Origin of the sequence: Pseudomonas sp. NFPP24 (assembly GCF_900112095.1) — a bacterium.
Lineage (GTDB): Bacteria > Pseudomonadota > Gammaproteobacteria > Pseudomonadales > Pseudomonadaceae > Aquipseudomonas > Aquipseudomonas extremorientalis.
The window spans coordinates 283,613-298,139 of sequence record NZ_FOKD01000007.1; the positions used below are offsets into that span (position 1 = coordinate 283,613).

Here is a 14,527-nt window from a genome sequence, read left to right on the forward strand (position 1 = left end):
GGCCTGATTGCGTGTAGGGGAATCCCTTACATAGCGGAACCTTGCGTCGAATTGAATGTCGCGCAACGTCGCTTTATTGCCATACGGAGAGGCCAGCGCAGTAAAGCATGATGTCAGTGTGACATCAATGAATTTACGTGGCATTTTACAGGGGTCAAGGTCTGGCACTCGCCGCCGATAACCCACGTTATGTGAACCGCACAAATTCCTTAGCGCATCAGGAGCTTTTAATGGCCGGCATTCTCGACACGGTAGATCAACGCACGCAACTGGTGGGTGAGAATCGCCTGGAGATCCTCATGTTTCGCCTGGCGGGGCGCCAACTGTTCGCGATCAACGTGTTCAAGGTGCAGGAAGTGCTGCAACTGCCCAAGTTGACCCTGATGCCCCAGCGCCACCCGTTTGTATGCGGCGTGGTCAACCTGCGTGGCCAGACCCTGCCGGTGATCGACCTGTCCCAGGCCATCGGCATGCGCCCGCTGGTGCCGGGCCCCAACAGCACCATCATCGTCACTGAGTACAACCGCTCGGTGCAGGCCTTCCTGGTGGGCGGTGTGGACCGCATCGTCAATATGAACTGGGAGGCCATCCTGCCGCCACCAACCAGTGCCGGGCGCCAGCATTACCTCACCGCCATCAGCAAGGTCGACGACCAGTTGGTGGAAATCATCGATGTGGAAAAAGTCCTGGCCGAGATCGTGCCGTACAACGCCAAGGTTTCCCGCGAGAAACTCGAAGACCCGGTGCTGGAGCGCGCCCGTGGCCGCGAAGTGCTGCTGGTGGATGATTCCAACGTAGCCCTGTCTCAACTGCGCGACACCCTCGGCCAGCTGGGTGTGAAGATGCACATCGCCAGTGACGGCCTCAAGGCCTTGAACATGCTCAAGGCCTGGGCCGACGCCGGCCATGTGATGACCGACAAGTTGCTGATGATCTTTACCGACGCCGAAATGCCCGAGATGGACGGTTATCGTCTCACCACCGAGATCCGCAATGACCCGCGCCTGCGCAGTCTTTACGTGGTATTGCACACCTCGCTGTCGGGCAGCTTCAACGAGTCGATGGTGAAGAAGGTCGGCTGCGACAATTTCCTGTCCAAGTTCCAGCCCGACAAGCTGGTGGACGTGGTCCGTCAGCGTCTGATGCTGGACGAAGTGCCTGCTTGACCTTAGGGTTATGGCTTTGCCCCTCAGGAATGCAGGCCCATGCTTCGTCTCAGCGCGTTGTACCGTTACCCTTTGAAGTCCGGCAAGGCCGAGATATTGCAGCAGGTCGGCCTGGATAAGCTCGGGGTGGACGGGGATCGGCGCTGGATGCTGGTGGATGAAGCCAGTGGACGCTTCCTCACGCAACGCGCCGTGGCCAGGATGAGCCAATTGTCGGCATTGTGGAACAGCAAAGGCGGGCTCACCTTGAGTTCGCCCGGTTACCCGCCGCTGGATGTCGCACTGCCGGGCGGTAATGCCGAGTTGCGCGGTGTGACCATCTGGCGCGACACCCTGCGGGTGCCGGACGCGGGCGACGCGGCAGCGGCCTGGGTCAGTGACTTTATCGGCAAGCCGACGCGGCTGGTGCAGATCCCCCTCGAACGCGCCCGCACCACCGAAGCCGGTTATGGCAGGGACGATGACCAGGTCGCATTTGCCGATGGCTACCCGCTGCTGGTGATCGGCCAGGCTTCGCTGGACGACCTTTCGCAACGCATCGGCCGGCCTATGGAGATGCTGCGGTTTCGCCCCAATCTGGTGATCGAAGGCAGTGCCGCCTTCGCCGAGGATGGCTGGAAGCGCCTGCGCATCGGCGATGTGGAGTTCCGCGCGGTCAAGCCCTGCTCGCGCTGCATCCTCACCACTATCGACCCGCAGACCGGCGAGCGCAGTGCCGACCGTGAACCCTTCGCGACGCTGGAGACCTATCGCAAGACTGAAAATGGCGCGATTTTCGGCCAGAACCTGGTCAACGATGGCATTGGCCGCCTGGAAGTCGGGATGCCGGTGACCATTCTCGAATAGTGTTCGACGCGAATAAAAATGCCCGTCTCTCAGGAAACGGGCATTTTTTGTTTCCGGGAAACCCTTAGCCGCGGTATTCGCACAGGTAAGCGGTGTCCACGGCGACCTTGAGTTGGAACTTGCTGTTGGCCGGCACGTTGAACTGGCTGCCGGCGGCGAAGGTTTCCCAGTCGCTGGCGTCAGGCAGCTTGACGGTCAGGGCGCCGGACACCACGTGCATGATTTCACGCTGGGCGGTGCCGAATTCGTATTCGCCCGGGGCCATGACGCCGATGGTCGCCGGACCTTCTGCGGTGCCGAAGGCGATCGACTTGACGGTGCCGTCGAAGTACTCGTTGACTTTGAACATGGGCGATTCCTCGGAAAAGGGTCTGGAAAGGTCGGCCAGTATGCCCAAGGGCAGGGAAGCTGCCTAGACCGGCAGAATCAGTGGCAGCAGGCGCGCGGTGTTGCGTGCATCTTCCAGCGCCCGATGCTGCTGGCCATGGAACTGCATCCCCGCCAATTGCAGGGCACCGTTGAGCCCCAGGGGCTTGTCCAGGCGCCGGGCCTTGGCGAAGCGCTGCTTGAGGTTCACATGGGGCGTGGTGGCGAGTGCGCTGGCCAGGCCATGGCGCTGCCATTCCAGCTCCAGCTGCCTGCGATCGTAATCGCCCCAACTGGCCCAGCCTTCCAGGCGCGCCTGGTGTTGGCCCAGCCAGCGCTCGAACAGCGGCCACACCTCGGTGATCGGCACCGCGCCGTCGATGTTGGCCTGGGTGATGTGGGTCAACTGACGGCAAAAAGGCGTCAGCAAGGGACGGCGCAGCGGCCGCACAAAACGCTGGAAGTGATCCAGCTCGCGGCCCTGGCGGTTGACCAGGCTTGCGCCGATCTCGATGACTTCCATCTCCGTCACGGGCCAGCCGCCTTCATCCGTTGTGGCTTCAAGGTCAATAATCAGCCAATGGGGCATCGCGCAGGTTCCCGTACTCTTCCCTTTCTGTTGGGGATAGAGCGTAGCCCGGCCCTGTAGTTCCGCCTAGGGGCTAGACGATCTCGAGTAACACCTGACGATTGTGCACCTGGTCACCGGCGCTCACCTGCACGCCTTTGATCACACCGTCGATGCCGGCGGTCAGCGGATGCTCCATTTTCATGGCTTCGAGCACCAGCAGCAGTTGGCCCTTGGTGACGCTGTCACCGGTGCTGACCCGCACATCGACGATGGCACCGTCCATCGGCGCCTTCACCGTGCCGCTGCTGGCATCGGCCTGGCGGCTGGCCACTTGCTGCGTGCGGTTGGTCACGCACAGGCTGGGCATCCATAGTTGGTCGCCGTCGAGGTGATAGGCCATGCGCCGGCGGATGCCGTTGAGCACCAGGGTGGCGTGGCGGCCGTCGGCGCTGAGCAGCAGGGGGGCGGTGCTGACGGTGTGGATTTCGCCATTGACCTCAAGCCGATAGGTGCAAGGGCTACTCGCGGTGTTGCGCCAGCCCGACAAACCGTGGGGATGTTGCTCGGCACCGTGGGTGTAGAACAGCGCAGCTGCCAGGGCTAGCTGTTCGCTCGATACAGGCTGGCGTGGGATCTCGCTGAAGTGCTCGGCGATAAACCCTGTGCTGAAATCGCCGTTGATAAACGCCGGATGCTTGAGCAAATCAGCCAACAGTTGCTGATTGGTGGCGACGCCCAGCAACAGCGTGTCTTCCACCGCCCGCAACAGTTTGCGCCGCGCCTCTTCGCGGGTGGCGCCGTGGGCGATGAGCTTGCCCAGCATTGGGTCGTAGAACGGGCTGATACGTTGACCTTGTATCACGCCATGGTCGATGCGCACGCCGGTCGCCGGTTCCCAGCGCAGCACCTCGCCGGTTTGCGGCAGGAAACCCTGGGCCGGGTCTTCGGCGTACAGGCGCACTTCCATGGCATGGCCGCTCAGGGTCACGTCCGCCTGGGTCAGCGGCAGCGCTTGCCCGGCGGCGATCTGCAGCTGCCAATCCACCAGGTCGAGGCCGGTGATCAGCTCGGTGACCGGGTGTTCCACCTGCAGGCGGGTGTTCATTTCCAGGAAGTAGAACCGGCCATTGCGGTCGAGCAGGAACTCCACGGTACCGGCGCCCACGTAATTCACCGCACGCCCGGCCTTCAATGCGGCTTCGCCCATGGCCTGGCGCAACTCGGGCGTCATGATGGGGCAGGGGGCTTCCTCGATGACTTTCTGGTGGCGGCGCTGGACCGAGCAGTCGCGTTCGCCGAGGTAGATCAAGTGGCCGTGGCTGTCGCCGAACAACTGGATCTCGACGTGGCGCGGCTCGATCAGCGCTTGCTCAAGAATCAGTTCATCGCTGCCAAAGGCATTTTTGGCTTCCGAGCGGGCGGTGTGCAGGTTGTCCAGCAGGGCTTCGGGTTGGTGCACCAGGCGCATGCCGCGACCGCCGCCGCCGGCGCTGGCCTTGATCATCAATGGGTAGCCGATGCGTTCAGCTTCCTGTTGCAGCGTGTTGTCGTCCTGGGCACTGCCCTGATAGCCGGCAATGCACGGCACGCCGGCGTCGAGCATGGCGAGTTTGGACAGGCGTTTGCTGCCCATCAGTTCGATGGCCTCGACGCTGGGCCCGATGAAGGTCAGGCCGGCGTGTTGGCAGGCGCGGGCGAAGTCGGGGTTTTCCGAGAGGAAGCCGTAGCCGGGGTGAATCGCATCGGTGCCGGTGAGTCTGGCGGCGGCGAGGATCGCCTCGATATTGAGGTACGACTGTTGTACCGGGGCGGGGCCGATATTGACGGCTTCGTCGGCCATCTGCACATGCAGGGCCTGGGCGTCGGCATCGCTGTAGACGGCGACGGTGCGGTAGCCCAGGGCTTGGGCGGTGCGCTGGATGCGGCAGGCGATTTCGCCGCGGTTGGCGATCAGGATTTTGTTGAAGGCGGGCATGGGTTTATCCCTTGGCTGATGGGGTGTTTGATCGGGCCTCATCGGGGGCAAGCCCCCTCCCACACTGTGGGAGAGGGCACGCCCCCGATGGCGTTATTTGCACCACCGAGGCTTTCTTTTCTGCACAAACGCCTGCGTTCCTTCAATCCCTTCCTCACTGCGCACCGCTTCGGCAAACCACTGCGCGCCCCGATCCAGCACCGCCTCCAGCGGCTCATCCACACTGGCCAGCAACAGCGCTTTAGTCCGTCCATTCGCCATCGGCGCGCACGTGAGCACCTGCCCCAGCACCTCATCCAACCGCTGCGCCAACGCCTGCGGGTCGCGCTCGGTAAAGTGCACCACCCCCAGCCGCTCAGCCTCAAGCCCGTCAAACCGTGCCGCTGTCAGCGCCAGCCGCCGCGCCTGGGTCAGCCCGATGCGCTTGACCACGAACGGCGCAATCTGCGCGGGCAGCAAGCCCAGGCTGGTCTCCGGCAAGCCGAATTGCGCCCGGTGATCGGCGATGGCGATATCGCTCACGCACGCCAACCCAAATCCACCGCCCAGCACCGCGCCTTGCAGCACCACGATTACCACTTGCGACAGCGCTTGCACTTCCTGCAGCAAGGTGCCAAACGCGCGGTTCAGCGCCTGCAGTTGATGGCCTGCGGTGACCAGGTCCTTCACATCCGCCCCGGCGCAGAAATGTCCGCCCGCGCCGCTGATCACTACCGCGCGCGTCTGGATGTCCAACTGCGATAGCACCGTGCGCAATTCATTGACCATCTCCAGGCTCATCGCATTGCGGCAGTCGGGCCGGTTGAGGGTGATGTGCAGCACACCGTTGTGGAGTTCGAGCAACAAGGTGTTCATGGTTTTTTCCCCGGTAAGGTGCCCATCAACTTGCAGATGATGCCCAGCATGATTTCGTCGGCGCCGCCGCCGATCGACACCAGCCGCACATCGCGATAGGCGCGGGCCACGGGGTTGTCCCACATAAAGCCCATGCCGCCCCAGTATTGCAGGCAACTGTCGCTGACTTCGCGGCCCAGGCGCCCGGCCTTGAGCTTGGCCATGGACGCCAGGCGGGTCACGTCCTGGCCTTTGATGTATTGCTCGGTGGCCTGGTAGACCAGCGCGCGCAGGCATTCGATTTCGGTGGAGAGCTCAGCGAGACGAAAGTGGATGACCTGGTTGTCGATCAGCGCCTTGCCGAAGGTCTGGCGCTGCTTGCAGTACTCGATGGTGCTGTCGATGCAATGCTCCAGGCCCTTGATCATATTGGCCGCGCCAAACAGGCGTTCTTCCTGGAACTGCAGCATCTGCATCATGAACCCCGCACCTTCGTGGCCGATGCGGTTGCGTTGCGGCACGCGCACGCCGTCGAAGAACACCTGGGCGGTCTCGGAGCTGTGCATGCCGAGCTTTTCCAGGGGCGGGCTGACGCTGATGCCGGGAGTATTCATCGGCACCATGATCAGCGACTTGTTGATGTGCGGCTTGTCGTCGGAGGTGTTGGCCAGCAGGCAGATGAAGTCGGCGCTGGGTGAGTTGGTGATCCACATCTTGCTGCCGTTGATCACATAGTCGTCGCCGTCCTTGCGCGCATGGGTCTTCAACCCGGCCACATCGGAGCCGGCGCCGGTTTCCGAGACCCCGATGCAGCCGACCTGCTCGCCGCTGATGGCCGGGCGCAGGAATTCGTCGCGCAGTTCATCGCTGCCGAAGCGGGCAAGGGCGGGGGTGCACATATCGGTCTGCACGCCGATAGACATGGGGATACCGCCGCAACGGATGGTGCCGAACTCCTCGGCGGCGACAATGGAATAGCTATAGTCCAGGCCCATGCCGCCGAATTTCTCCGGCTTGGAAATGCCCAGCAGGCCGAGGTCGCCGGCCTTGCGGAAAATGTCGTGGATGGGAAAGCGCCCGGCCTTTTCCCATTCGTCCACATGGGGGTTGATCTCGCGGTCGACGAAGGCGCGGACGGTGCGGCGCAGTTCCTGGTGTTCCTGGGTGAAGATCATTTTTATTGTTCTCCTGATTAGAAACGCGCCACACCAAAGGTGTTGGGCTGCAATGGCCGCACCTCAGCCTCATGACAGATATCCAGCAGAAAACCGAGCAAGGTCCGTGTATCCCGAGGGTCAATCAGCCCGTCATCCCACAGGTTCGCGCTGCCGTAGAGCGCGGTGGACTGGCTGTCGAGCTTCTGTGCGGTGACCTGTTCCAGCATGTCCAGCACCTTGGGATCCGGCACCAGGCCATCCTTCAATTGCTTGGCCTCAGTGACAATCCGCAGGACTTTGCCCGCCTGGGCACCGCCCATCACTGCCGTGCGGCTGTTGGGCCAGGCGAAGATAAAGCGCGGGTCCAGGCCACGACCGCACATCGCGTAGTTGCCCGCGCCATAGGAGCCGCCGACCACAATGGTCAGTTTAGGCACCCGCGCGTTGGCCACGGCCTGGATCATCTTCGCGCCGTGCTTGATCACGCCTTGTTGTTCCGACTCGGTGCCCACCATGAAACCGGTGGTGTTGTGCAGGAACAGCAGCGGTGTGCGGCTCTGGTCGCACAGTTGGATAAATTGCGCGGCCTTGCTCGCGCCCTTCGGCGTAATAGGACCGTTGTTGCCGATCACGCCCACGGCGCGGCCCTGGATGTGCACGTGGCCGCAGACGGTGTGGGCGTCGAATTCGCCCTTGAAGTCGAGAAAGCGCGAGCCGTCGGCCAGTCGCGCGAGGATTTCACGGACGTCGTAGGGCTTTTTCGGGTCGTCCGGGATCAGGCCCAGCAGCTCTTCGATGGGGTAAAGCGGTTCTGCGTAGGCATGTTTCGGCGCCTGTGGAAGGCGATCATTCCACGGCAACAGGCTGACGATTTCGCGCGCGATGCGCACGCCGTCCGCATCGTTTTCCGCCAGGTATTCGGCGGTGCCGGCGGTTTGTGCGTGCATCTGGGCACCGCCCAGTTCTTCATCGGTCGCCACTTCGCCGGTCGCGGCTTTAAGCAGCGGCGGGCCGGCGAGGAACAGTTTGGCCCGACCGCGCACCACCACCACGTAATCCGACAGCCCCGGATGATAGGCGCCGCCGGCCGTGGCCGAGCCATGCACCACGGTGATCTGCGGCAGGCCCATGGCCGACATGCGCGCCTGGTTGGCGAAGCTGCGCGCACCTTCGACGAAAATCTCGGCGGCATAGTTGAGGTTGGCGCCGCCACTTTCGGCGAGGGTCACCACCGGCAGTTTGTTCTCCAGGGCGATCTGTTGCAGGCGCAGGGATTTCTTCAGGCCGGTGGGGGAAATGGTGCCGCCCTTGATCGCGCTGTTATTGGCCACCACCAGCACGCGCACGCCGCTGACGTAGCCGATGCCGGCGATCAACCCGCCTCCGGCGGCGCTGCCGTCCTTGTCGTCGTGCAGCTTGTAGCCGGCCAGGCTGGCCAGTTCCAGGAACGGCGCGCCGGGGTCCAGCAGTAGGTTGAGGCGCTCGCGGGGCAGCAGTTGGCCGCGCTTGTCGAACTTGGGCTTGGCGTCCTGTGCCTTGCTCAACAGGGTGTCTTCCAACTGCCGCAGCTGGGCGATGGCGGCCAACATGGCCTCGCGGTTTTGCGCGAATGGGGCGCTGTGGGCGTCGATCAGGGATTCAATCACCGGCATGGTCTATTGCCCCGCCTTGAGCACATCGGGCAGGTAGGCGCGGTGGAAGCCATTGAAGGGTTCGCTCGGCGCCTGCGCCTTGTGCAACGGCCACGCGCGACTGCCCAGGCTGGCGGCACCGTCGATACGCAGTGTGCTGCCGCTGATAAAGGCAGCGGCCGGGCTGAGCAGGAACACGATGGCCGCGCTGACTTCCGATTCGGTGCCGATACGCTTGAGCGGCACATGTTCGCGCAGCGTGGGAATCACCGCCTTGAACGCGCCTTCGTAGGTGTCCATGCCGCTGGAGGCGATCCAGCCCGGCGCCACGGCGTTGACCCGTACGCCGGCATAGCCCCACTCGAAGGCGGCAGTCTTGGTGAAGTTGTCCATGCCCGAACGTGCTGCACCCGAGTGACCCATGCCGGGCATGCCGCCCCACATGTCGGCGAGCATGTTGACGATGGCGCCGCCGTGCTTGCTCATGGATTGGTTGAACACTTCCCGCGCCATCAGGAAACCGCCGACCAGGTTGGTGCGCAGTACGGTTTCGAAACCTTTCTGGTTGATTGCGGCCAGTGGCGAGGGGTACTGGCCGCCTGCATTGTTGACCAGGCCATGGATAGCACCGTGGTCATTCAGGACCTGGCCGACCAGTGCCTTCACCGCCTCTTCATCGCGAATATCGCAGGCCTGCCAATGGGCGAGGCCACCGTCTTCAGCGATTTCCGCCGCGACGTTCTGCAGCTTGTCCGGCTTGCGTCCCACCAGGATCACCTGGGCACCCAGCGCCGCCAATTCATGGGCGGTGCAGCGGCCAATGCCACTGCCGCCGCCGGTGACCATCACGGTTTGCCCCTGGAACAGGTCGGCTTTGAAGATCGAGTCGAAGGCCACGGCAATGCTCCTGTTAGGCGAGTTGATCAGCAATGTGTTGCGGCACGGCAATCGGGATCTCCAGCAGTTGCTGGGCGAAGGCTTTGCCCTGCGGGTCGATGCGCAGGCTGGCGATGCCACCGCCGCCCAGGGCGTTTTCCAGCAGGAAGTTGAGGCTGTGGCTGCCGGGCAGATACCAGCGCTCGACACGGCCGTGCACGGGGTCGAGGACGTGGTTCATCCAGTCGACGATCACCTGCGGGGTGAGTGCTTCGGCAATCCATGGCAGGTAATCGGGGTGGCGGGCGATCACGCCAATATTGCTGTGGTTGCCCTTGTCGCCGGAGCGCGCCACGGCCAGTTTCACCAACGGCACGCTGGCGTCGGCGCGGCCTTGTGGCTTGGGCGGATCGATGGACGCATCGGGCAGGCGCGGGGCGTCGGCAGGTGGCAGTGCGCAGGGGTGGCGTGCGCCCTGGAAGTCGATCACCCCGTCACAGGCCGTTTTATCGATCAGGAACGAAAACAGTCGGATCAACGGGTACACCGTCGGCCGTCCGCCGACGATGCCGGTCAGGCCCGGTGCCATGCCGGTCGCGGCCTGGGCAATCTCGCGGGCGAACAGCACCAGTGCTTGTTTGTTGGGGTGGCGCACCGCCAGTTTCACCACCACTTCGCGACAGTCCTGGCGCCTGGCGTGGGCGCCGTAGGTGGCTTCGCTGCCGAGCAGTTCGATATTCACTTCGGTGTAAGGCGCCCAGCCGCGCTGGCTGAACAGCTCCGAGGTCTTGTTGATGATCGCCTGGCTGACCCGCTCGGCCTTGGCGACCGCATCGATGCCGGCGATCAGGCAACTGGCGGTGCAGCGAAAACCGTCCGGGTAAGTGGCGCTGACCTTGTATTGATCGGTGGGCGGCAAGCCCTTGGCGCCGTGCAGGCGTACCTGGTGTTTGCCTTGCTGCTGCAATTTGACCTGGCTGAAGTCGCAGATCACATCGGGCAACAGGTAGGCATGCGGGTCGCCGATTTCATACAGCAGTTGCTCGGCGACGCTGAGTTCGCTGATCAGCCCGCCTGTACCGTCGACCTTGTTGACGGTGAATTGGCCGTCGGCGCTGACGTCGACGATGGGAAAGCCGATGTGCTCGTAGTCCGGCACGTCGCGCCAATCGGTGAAGTTACCGCCGGTGCACTGCGCGCCGCATTCGATGATATGCCCGGCCAGTGCGGCCTGGGCGAGGCGGTCGTAATCCTGCCAGGACCAGTCGAATTCATGCACCAGCGCCGCGCTGACTACTGCGCTGTCCACCACGCGGCCGGTGATGACGATATCCGCGCCCAGCTTCAGCGCCTGGGTGATGCCCGGCGCGCCCAGGTAGGCGTTGGCGGACACGCACAGCGGCGGCAACGGCGCACCGTTGAACATGTCGGTGATGCCGTGCAGGTGTTTGAGCTGGGGTTGCAGGTCGTCGCCCAGCAGCACGGCGATTTTAAGGGAGATACCGGCCTTGTCGCAGGCGGCTTGCAGGGCGGCGGCGCAGGCCTGGGGGTTGATGCCACCGGCGTTGCTGATCACGCGAATGCTCTGGTGCTGGATATCCGCCAGCAGCGGCGTGAGCACGTCGACGAAATCCGTGGCGTAGCCGGCCTGGGGATCTTTCATCCGCGCACCGGCCAGGATCGACATCGTGACTTCCGCCAGGTAGTCGAACACCAGGTAATCCAGCTTGCCGCCTTGCACCAGTTGGGCGGCGGCGGTGCAGGTGTCGCCCCAGAAGGCGCTGGCACAGCCGATACGAACCGTCTTGCTCATGAGAAATCCTTCCTCGAATGGCTGGGGTCGAGACTACCAAGCAAGCGCTTGGTTTGTAAACTGCGGATACAAGATTCAGCCAAGCGCTTGCTTGGGTGGCCGCCACGGCCTAAATTGCGGGCCAAGACGTCCGTGGAAGTAGAGGAGAGAGGCATGGATGAGCACAAAGCCCTGCGGGTCATGCGCACCATGGTCGATGGCGGCCAATTGACCGACCCCGACAGCGCCCGGGGCAAGCTGCTGCAAACCGCGGCCCATCTGTTTCGCAACAAGGGCTTCGAACGTACCACCGTGCGCGACCTGGCCAGCGCCGTGGGCATCCAGTCCGGCAGCATCTTTCATCACTTCAAGAGCAAGGACGAGATCCTGCGGGCAGTGATGGAAGAAACCATCCACTACAACACGGCGATGATGCGCGCTTCGCTGGAAGAGGCGAGCAACGTGCGCGAACGCGTGCTGGCGCTGATCCGCTGCGAATTGCAGTCGATCATGGGCGGCAGCGGCGAGGCCATGGCGGTGCTGGTGTACGAGTGGCGTTCGTTGTCGGCCGAAGGCCAGGCCCAGGTGCTGGCACTGCGCGACGTGTACGAGGCGCTCTGGCTGCAAGTGCTGGGGGAGGCCAAGGACGCGGGCTACATTCGTGGTGATGTATTCATCACGCGGCGTTTCCTCACCGGCGCGCTGTCCTGGACCACCACCTGGTTTCGCGCCGAGGGCAGCCTGACACTTGAGCAGTTGGCCGAAGAGGCCCTGTTGATGGTTTTGAAGGCCGACTGAGGCGCAAGCTATTAATTTACCGCTGGAAAGTTGTCTCTCCAGACAAAAACGCCTAGCTTATCGCCATGAGCGTTTTTGAACGGTGTGTGCCTTGATGTTTTCGCCATGGCGGCTGGCTGCAGGACTTACCTTTTGGGCACTGGGCACCGCGTGGTGGATGCCAGCTTCGGCTGCGCAGTTGGTACGCATCGGCGCGGCGCATTTCCCACCCTACACCGTACGGCCGGAGCAGGGCGCCGACACCGGTTTGCTGCCGCAACTGGTCGAAGCCCTGAACGCCGCGCAAACCGATTACCAGTTTGTGTTGGTGCCCACCTCCATCCCCCGACGCTTTCGTGATTTCGAGCAGGGCCGTGTGGATATGGCGATCTTCGAAAATCCCGATTGGGGCTGGCAGAACATTCCCCACACCAGCGTCGACATGGGCCTGGAAGATGCGGAAATCTTCGTCGCCCAGCGTGAGCCCGGTCGTGACCAAAGTTATTTCGCCGACCTCAACGGCAAACGCCTGGCCGTGTTCAGCGGTTATCACTACGCCTTCGCCAACTTCAACCCCGACCCCAAGTACATGGCCGAGCACTTCAACGCCACGTTGACTTACTCCCATGACAGCAACCTGCTGATGGTCGCGCGCGGGCGTGCCGATATTGCCTTGGTGACGCGCTCGTACCTGAGTGATTTCATGGTGCGCAATGCGCAAATGGCGGGGCAGTTCCTGGTCTCGGAGCGCATTGACCAGGTCTATCACCACTTCGCATTGCTGCGCCCGAAGGCGCCGATCACGGGGGACGCGTTTGCCGCGTTGCTCAAGCGCTTGCGCGACGATGGCGAGATGCTGAAGATTTTCGAGCCGTATCGCATTGATGTGATGGCGGTGCCCTGAGGCACCACCGGTGCGGCATCACACCCTGCGCGCAAACGTATCGCTATGGCTGCCCGACACCTTGCGGCAGTGCACCAGCGCATCACGGATCATGAAGTTCACCAGGGTCGGCGACACGCCCAGCTCCTTGGCGATGTCCTTTTGCGGCACGCCGTGCAGGCGGTACATCTCGAACGCATAGCGGGTGCGCTGGGGCAACTCGGTCAGGGCGTCGGCGATGTTTTCCAGGGTGTTGAAGTTGATGTGCGAGGTTTCCGGTGAAGCGCCGTGAATAACCACATTCAAGCCTTCCTCTTCCGTCCCGGAGTATTTGAGCTCCAGGGCCTGCTTGCGGTAGTGATCGATCGCCAGGTTGCGCACGATCTGGAACAGATAACTCAATTGCGCCTTGAACGAAGACGTGATTGTCGGCGCCGATTGCAGCCGGAAGTAGGCGTCCTGCACCACGTCCTCGGCGCGGGAGCGGCAGCCGGTAATGCGTGCCGCGATCTTCACCAGAATCAGCCGATTATCGACGAATGCCTGGAGAAGCGGTGAGTCGCACCTGCCTGTGGATACTTGTTCCGTCATGGAAATCACCTTACTGCCAATAGGTTAGGGGAGGGCGTCCGTGCCGGGGCCTCCTACACATCGGGCAACAAATTATGCTGAATGATAATGATTGTCAAATGAGAAGGCGAACTAATCTTATGCTTTCTCGTTTGGTGTGAACCACGTCTCGCGCGTCCCTGGCGACTAATTATTTGCCGGTGCCGTCCGTTCTTCTGGGTGACAGGTCCGTTAGTAAAACGACCAAGGAGGAGGACGACATGGGTTTCTATCGTGCAAGCGGCGTGTATCGGTCTGGAGTCGTCGCCTGATGAGTACGCCGACTCGACTGCGCCTGTTCTGCCTGCCCTATTCGGGCGCCAGTGCCATGGTTTATGCGCGTTGGCGCCGGGCCCTGCCAGAGTGGTTGCAGGTCTGCCCGCTGGAATTGCCCGGCCGTGGCATGCGCATGGACGAGCCGTTGCAACGCGATATCAAGGCCTTGGCTGCGCAGCTCGCCGATGAAATCAGCCGCGACTTGAACGGCCCCTATGCCCTGTTCGGCCACAGCCTTGGCGGTCTGCTCGCCTTTGAGCTGGCGCACGCCTTGAACGCTCGCGGTGTGCCCGCGCCGCTCGCCTTGTTCGCCTCCGGCACAGCCGGGCCAGCCCGGCGTGATGTCAGCGAATACGCCATCGAAAAGACCGACGAACAACTGATCGCCCGCCTGCGCGAACTGCAAGGCACCACCGAAGAAGCCCTGGCCAACCCCGAATTGATGCAGTTGATGCTGCCGATCCTGCGCGCCGATTTCCTGCTGTGCGGCAGTTTCACCTACGGCGAACGTGCACCGCTGGGCATGCCGATCCATGTGTTCGGCGGCAAGCAGGACAGTGTGCGCGCCGACCAGTTGCTCGACTGGCAACTCGACGCCGCCAGCGGCTTTTCCCTGGACATGTTCGACGGTCACCACTTCTTCCTCGTGCAACACGAAAGCGCGGTGCTGCGTTGCGTGCGGCGCTACGCCGACGAACACCTGGCCCGCTGGCGCAATGGCGCGGCGCGGCCACTCGCCGTCGGCTGAACAAACCCCCGAATTCTTGA

14 protein-coding genes are annotated in these 14,527 nt (G+C 62.9%); 5 read left to right on the forward strand and 9 right to left on the reverse strand.

Annotated features, from left to right (window positions below):
- The first annotated feature begins 230 nt into the window (after window positions 1–230).
- A complete protein-coding gene (locus BM026_RS17370) occupies window positions 231–1,166 on the forward strand; it encodes a chemotaxis protein CheV (RefSeq protein WP_092243082.1) in 936 nt (311 codons plus the stop codon).
- 39 nt (window positions 1,167–1,205) lie between these two features.
- Complete coding sequence (locus BM026_RS17375) at window positions 1,206–2,012, forward strand: MOSC domain-containing protein (RefSeq protein WP_092243085.1); 807 nt, start codon at window positions 1,206–1,208, stop codon at window positions 2,010–2,012.
- Between the two features lie 64 nt (window positions 2,013–2,076).
- On the opposite strand, the gene BM026_RS17380 is transcribed toward BM026_RS17375, so the two are convergent.
- From BM026_RS17380 to BM026_RS17415, 8 genes are all read right to left on the reverse strand, one after another.
- Window positions 2,077–2,361: a pyrimidine/purine nucleoside phosphorylase gene (locus tag BM026_RS17380; protein ID WP_058424671.1), complete on the reverse strand. Its 285-nt coding sequence runs from the start codon at window positions 2,359–2,361 to the stop codon at window positions 2,077–2,079.
- A gap of 63 nt (window positions 2,362–2,424) precedes the next feature.
- A complete protein-coding gene (locus BM026_RS17385; protein WP_071492722.1) occupies window positions 2,425–2,967 on the reverse strand; it encodes a 3'-5' exonuclease in 543 nt (180 codons plus the stop codon).
- A gap of 73 nt (window positions 2,968–3,040) precedes the next feature.
- Complete coding sequence (locus BM026_RS17390; protein WP_093529526.1) at window positions 3,041–4,924, reverse strand: acetyl-CoA carboxylase biotin carboxylase subunit; 1,884 nt, start codon at window positions 4,922–4,924, stop codon at window positions 3,041–3,043.
- Between the two features lie 93 nt (window positions 4,925–5,017).
- Window positions 5,018–5,779 carry an enoyl-CoA hydratase/isomerase family protein gene (locus tag BM026_RS17395; protein ID WP_093529529.1) on the reverse strand — a complete coding sequence of 254 codons (762 nt, stop codon included), beginning with the start codon at window positions 5,777–5,779 and terminating at the stop codon, window positions 5,018–5,020.
- A complete protein-coding gene (gene atuD, locus BM026_RS17400) occupies window positions 5,776–6,933 on the reverse strand; it encodes a citronellyl-CoA dehydrogenase (RefSeq protein ID WP_092243094.1) in 1,158 nt (385 codons plus the stop codon). The genes BM026_RS17395 and atuD overlap by 4 nt, the downstream gene beginning before the upstream one ends.
- A gap of 17 nt (window positions 6,934–6,950) precedes the next feature.
- Entirely contained in the window at window positions 6,951–8,567 is a 1,617-nt protein-coding gene (gene atuC, locus BM026_RS17405) for a geranyl-CoA carboxylase subunit beta (RefSeq protein ID WP_093529532.1), read from the reverse strand.
- Between the two features lie 3 nt (window positions 8,568–8,570).
- The gene (locus BM026_RS17410) at window positions 8,571–9,443 is read right to left on the reverse strand and encodes an SDR family oxidoreductase (protein ID WP_071489792.1); all 873 of its coding nucleotides are present in this window, start codon (window positions 9,441–9,443) and stop codon (window positions 8,571–8,573) included.
- A 13-nt stretch (window positions 9,444–9,456) separates the two neighbouring features.
- Window positions 9,457–11,235, reverse strand: a complete 1,779-nt coding sequence (locus BM026_RS17415; protein WP_093529534.1) for an acyclic terpene utilization AtuA family protein — start codon at window positions 11,233–11,235, stop codon at window positions 9,457–9,459.
- Between the two features lie 153 nt (window positions 11,236–11,388).
- On the opposite strand from BM026_RS17415, the gene BM026_RS17420 reads away from it, so the two are divergent.
- Together BM026_RS17420 and BM026_RS17425 are read left to right on the forward strand one after the other, a co-directional pair.
- Window positions 11,389–12,012 carry a TetR/AcrR family transcriptional regulator gene (locus tag BM026_RS17420; RefSeq protein WP_071489790.1) on the forward strand — a complete coding sequence of 208 codons (624 nt, stop codon included), beginning with the start codon at window positions 11,389–11,391 and terminating at the stop codon, window positions 12,010–12,012.
- Between the two features lie 94 nt (window positions 12,013–12,106).
- Complete coding sequence (locus BM026_RS17425; protein ID WP_071489789.1) at window positions 12,107–12,895, forward strand: substrate-binding periplasmic protein; 789 nt, start codon at window positions 12,107–12,109, stop codon at window positions 12,893–12,895.
- An 18-nt stretch (window positions 12,896–12,913) separates the two neighbouring features.
- Here the strand turns inward: BM026_RS17425 and BM026_RS17430 are convergent, their stop codons facing one another.
- A complete protein-coding gene (locus BM026_RS17430; RefSeq protein ID WP_005789991.1) occupies window positions 12,914–13,465 on the reverse strand; it encodes an RNA polymerase factor sigma-70 in 552 nt (183 codons plus the stop codon).
- A gap of 289 nt (window positions 13,466–13,754) precedes the next feature.
- On the opposite strand from BM026_RS17430, the gene BM026_RS17435 reads away from it, so the two are divergent.
- Complete coding sequence (locus BM026_RS17435) at window positions 13,755–14,507, forward strand: thioesterase II family protein (RefSeq protein WP_092243108.1); 753 nt, start codon at window positions 13,755–13,757, stop codon at window positions 14,505–14,507.
- The last annotated feature ends 20 nt before the right edge of the window (window positions 14,508–14,527 follow it).

Coding starts and splice junctions, on each gene's coding strand:
- BM026_RS17370 (WP_092243082.1), top strand. CDS start 231: ATGGCCGGCATTCTCGACACGGTAGATCAACGCACGCAACTGGTGGGT.
- BM026_RS17375 (WP_092243085.1), top strand. CDS start 1,206: ATGCTTCGTCTCAGCGCGTTGTACCGTTACCCTTTGAAGTCCGGCAAG.
- BM026_RS17380 (WP_058424671.1), bottom strand. CDS start 2,361: ATGTTCAAAGTCAACGAGTACTTCGACGGCACCGTCAAGTCGATCGCC.
- BM026_RS17385 (WP_071492722.1), bottom strand. CDS start 2,967: ATGCCCCATTGGCTGATTATTGACCTTGAAGCCACAACGGATGAAGGC.
- BM026_RS17390 (WP_093529526.1), bottom strand. CDS start 4,924: ATGCCCGCCTTCAACAAAATCCTGATCGCCAACCGCGGCGAAATCGCC.
- BM026_RS17395 (WP_093529529.1), bottom strand. CDS start 5,779: ATGAACACCTTGTTGCTCGAACTCCACAACGGTGTGCTGCACATCACC.
- atuD (WP_092243094.1), bottom strand. CDS start 6,933: ATGATCTTCACCCAGGAACACCAGGAACTGCGCCGCACCGTCCGCGCC.
- atuC (WP_093529532.1), bottom strand. CDS start 8,567: ATGCCGGTGATTGAATCCCTGATCGACGCCCACAGCGCCCCATTCGCG.
- BM026_RS17415 (WP_093529534.1), bottom strand. CDS start 11,235: ATGAGCAAGACGGTTCGTATCGGCTGTGCCAGCGCCTTCTGGGGCGAC.
- BM026_RS17420 (WP_071489790.1), top strand. CDS start 11,389: ATGGATGAGCACAAAGCCCTGCGGGTCATGCGCACCATGGTCGATGGC.
- BM026_RS17425 (WP_071489789.1), top strand. CDS start 12,107: ATGTTTTCGCCATGGCGGCTGGCTGCAGGACTTACCTTTTGGGCACTG.
- BM026_RS17430 (WP_005789991.1), bottom strand. CDS start 13,465: ATGACGGAACAAGTATCCACAGGCAGGTGCGACTCACCGCTTCTCCAG.
- BM026_RS17435 (WP_092243108.1), top strand. CDS start 13,755: ATGAGTACGCCGACTCGACTGCGCCTGTTCTGCCTGCCCTATTCGGGC.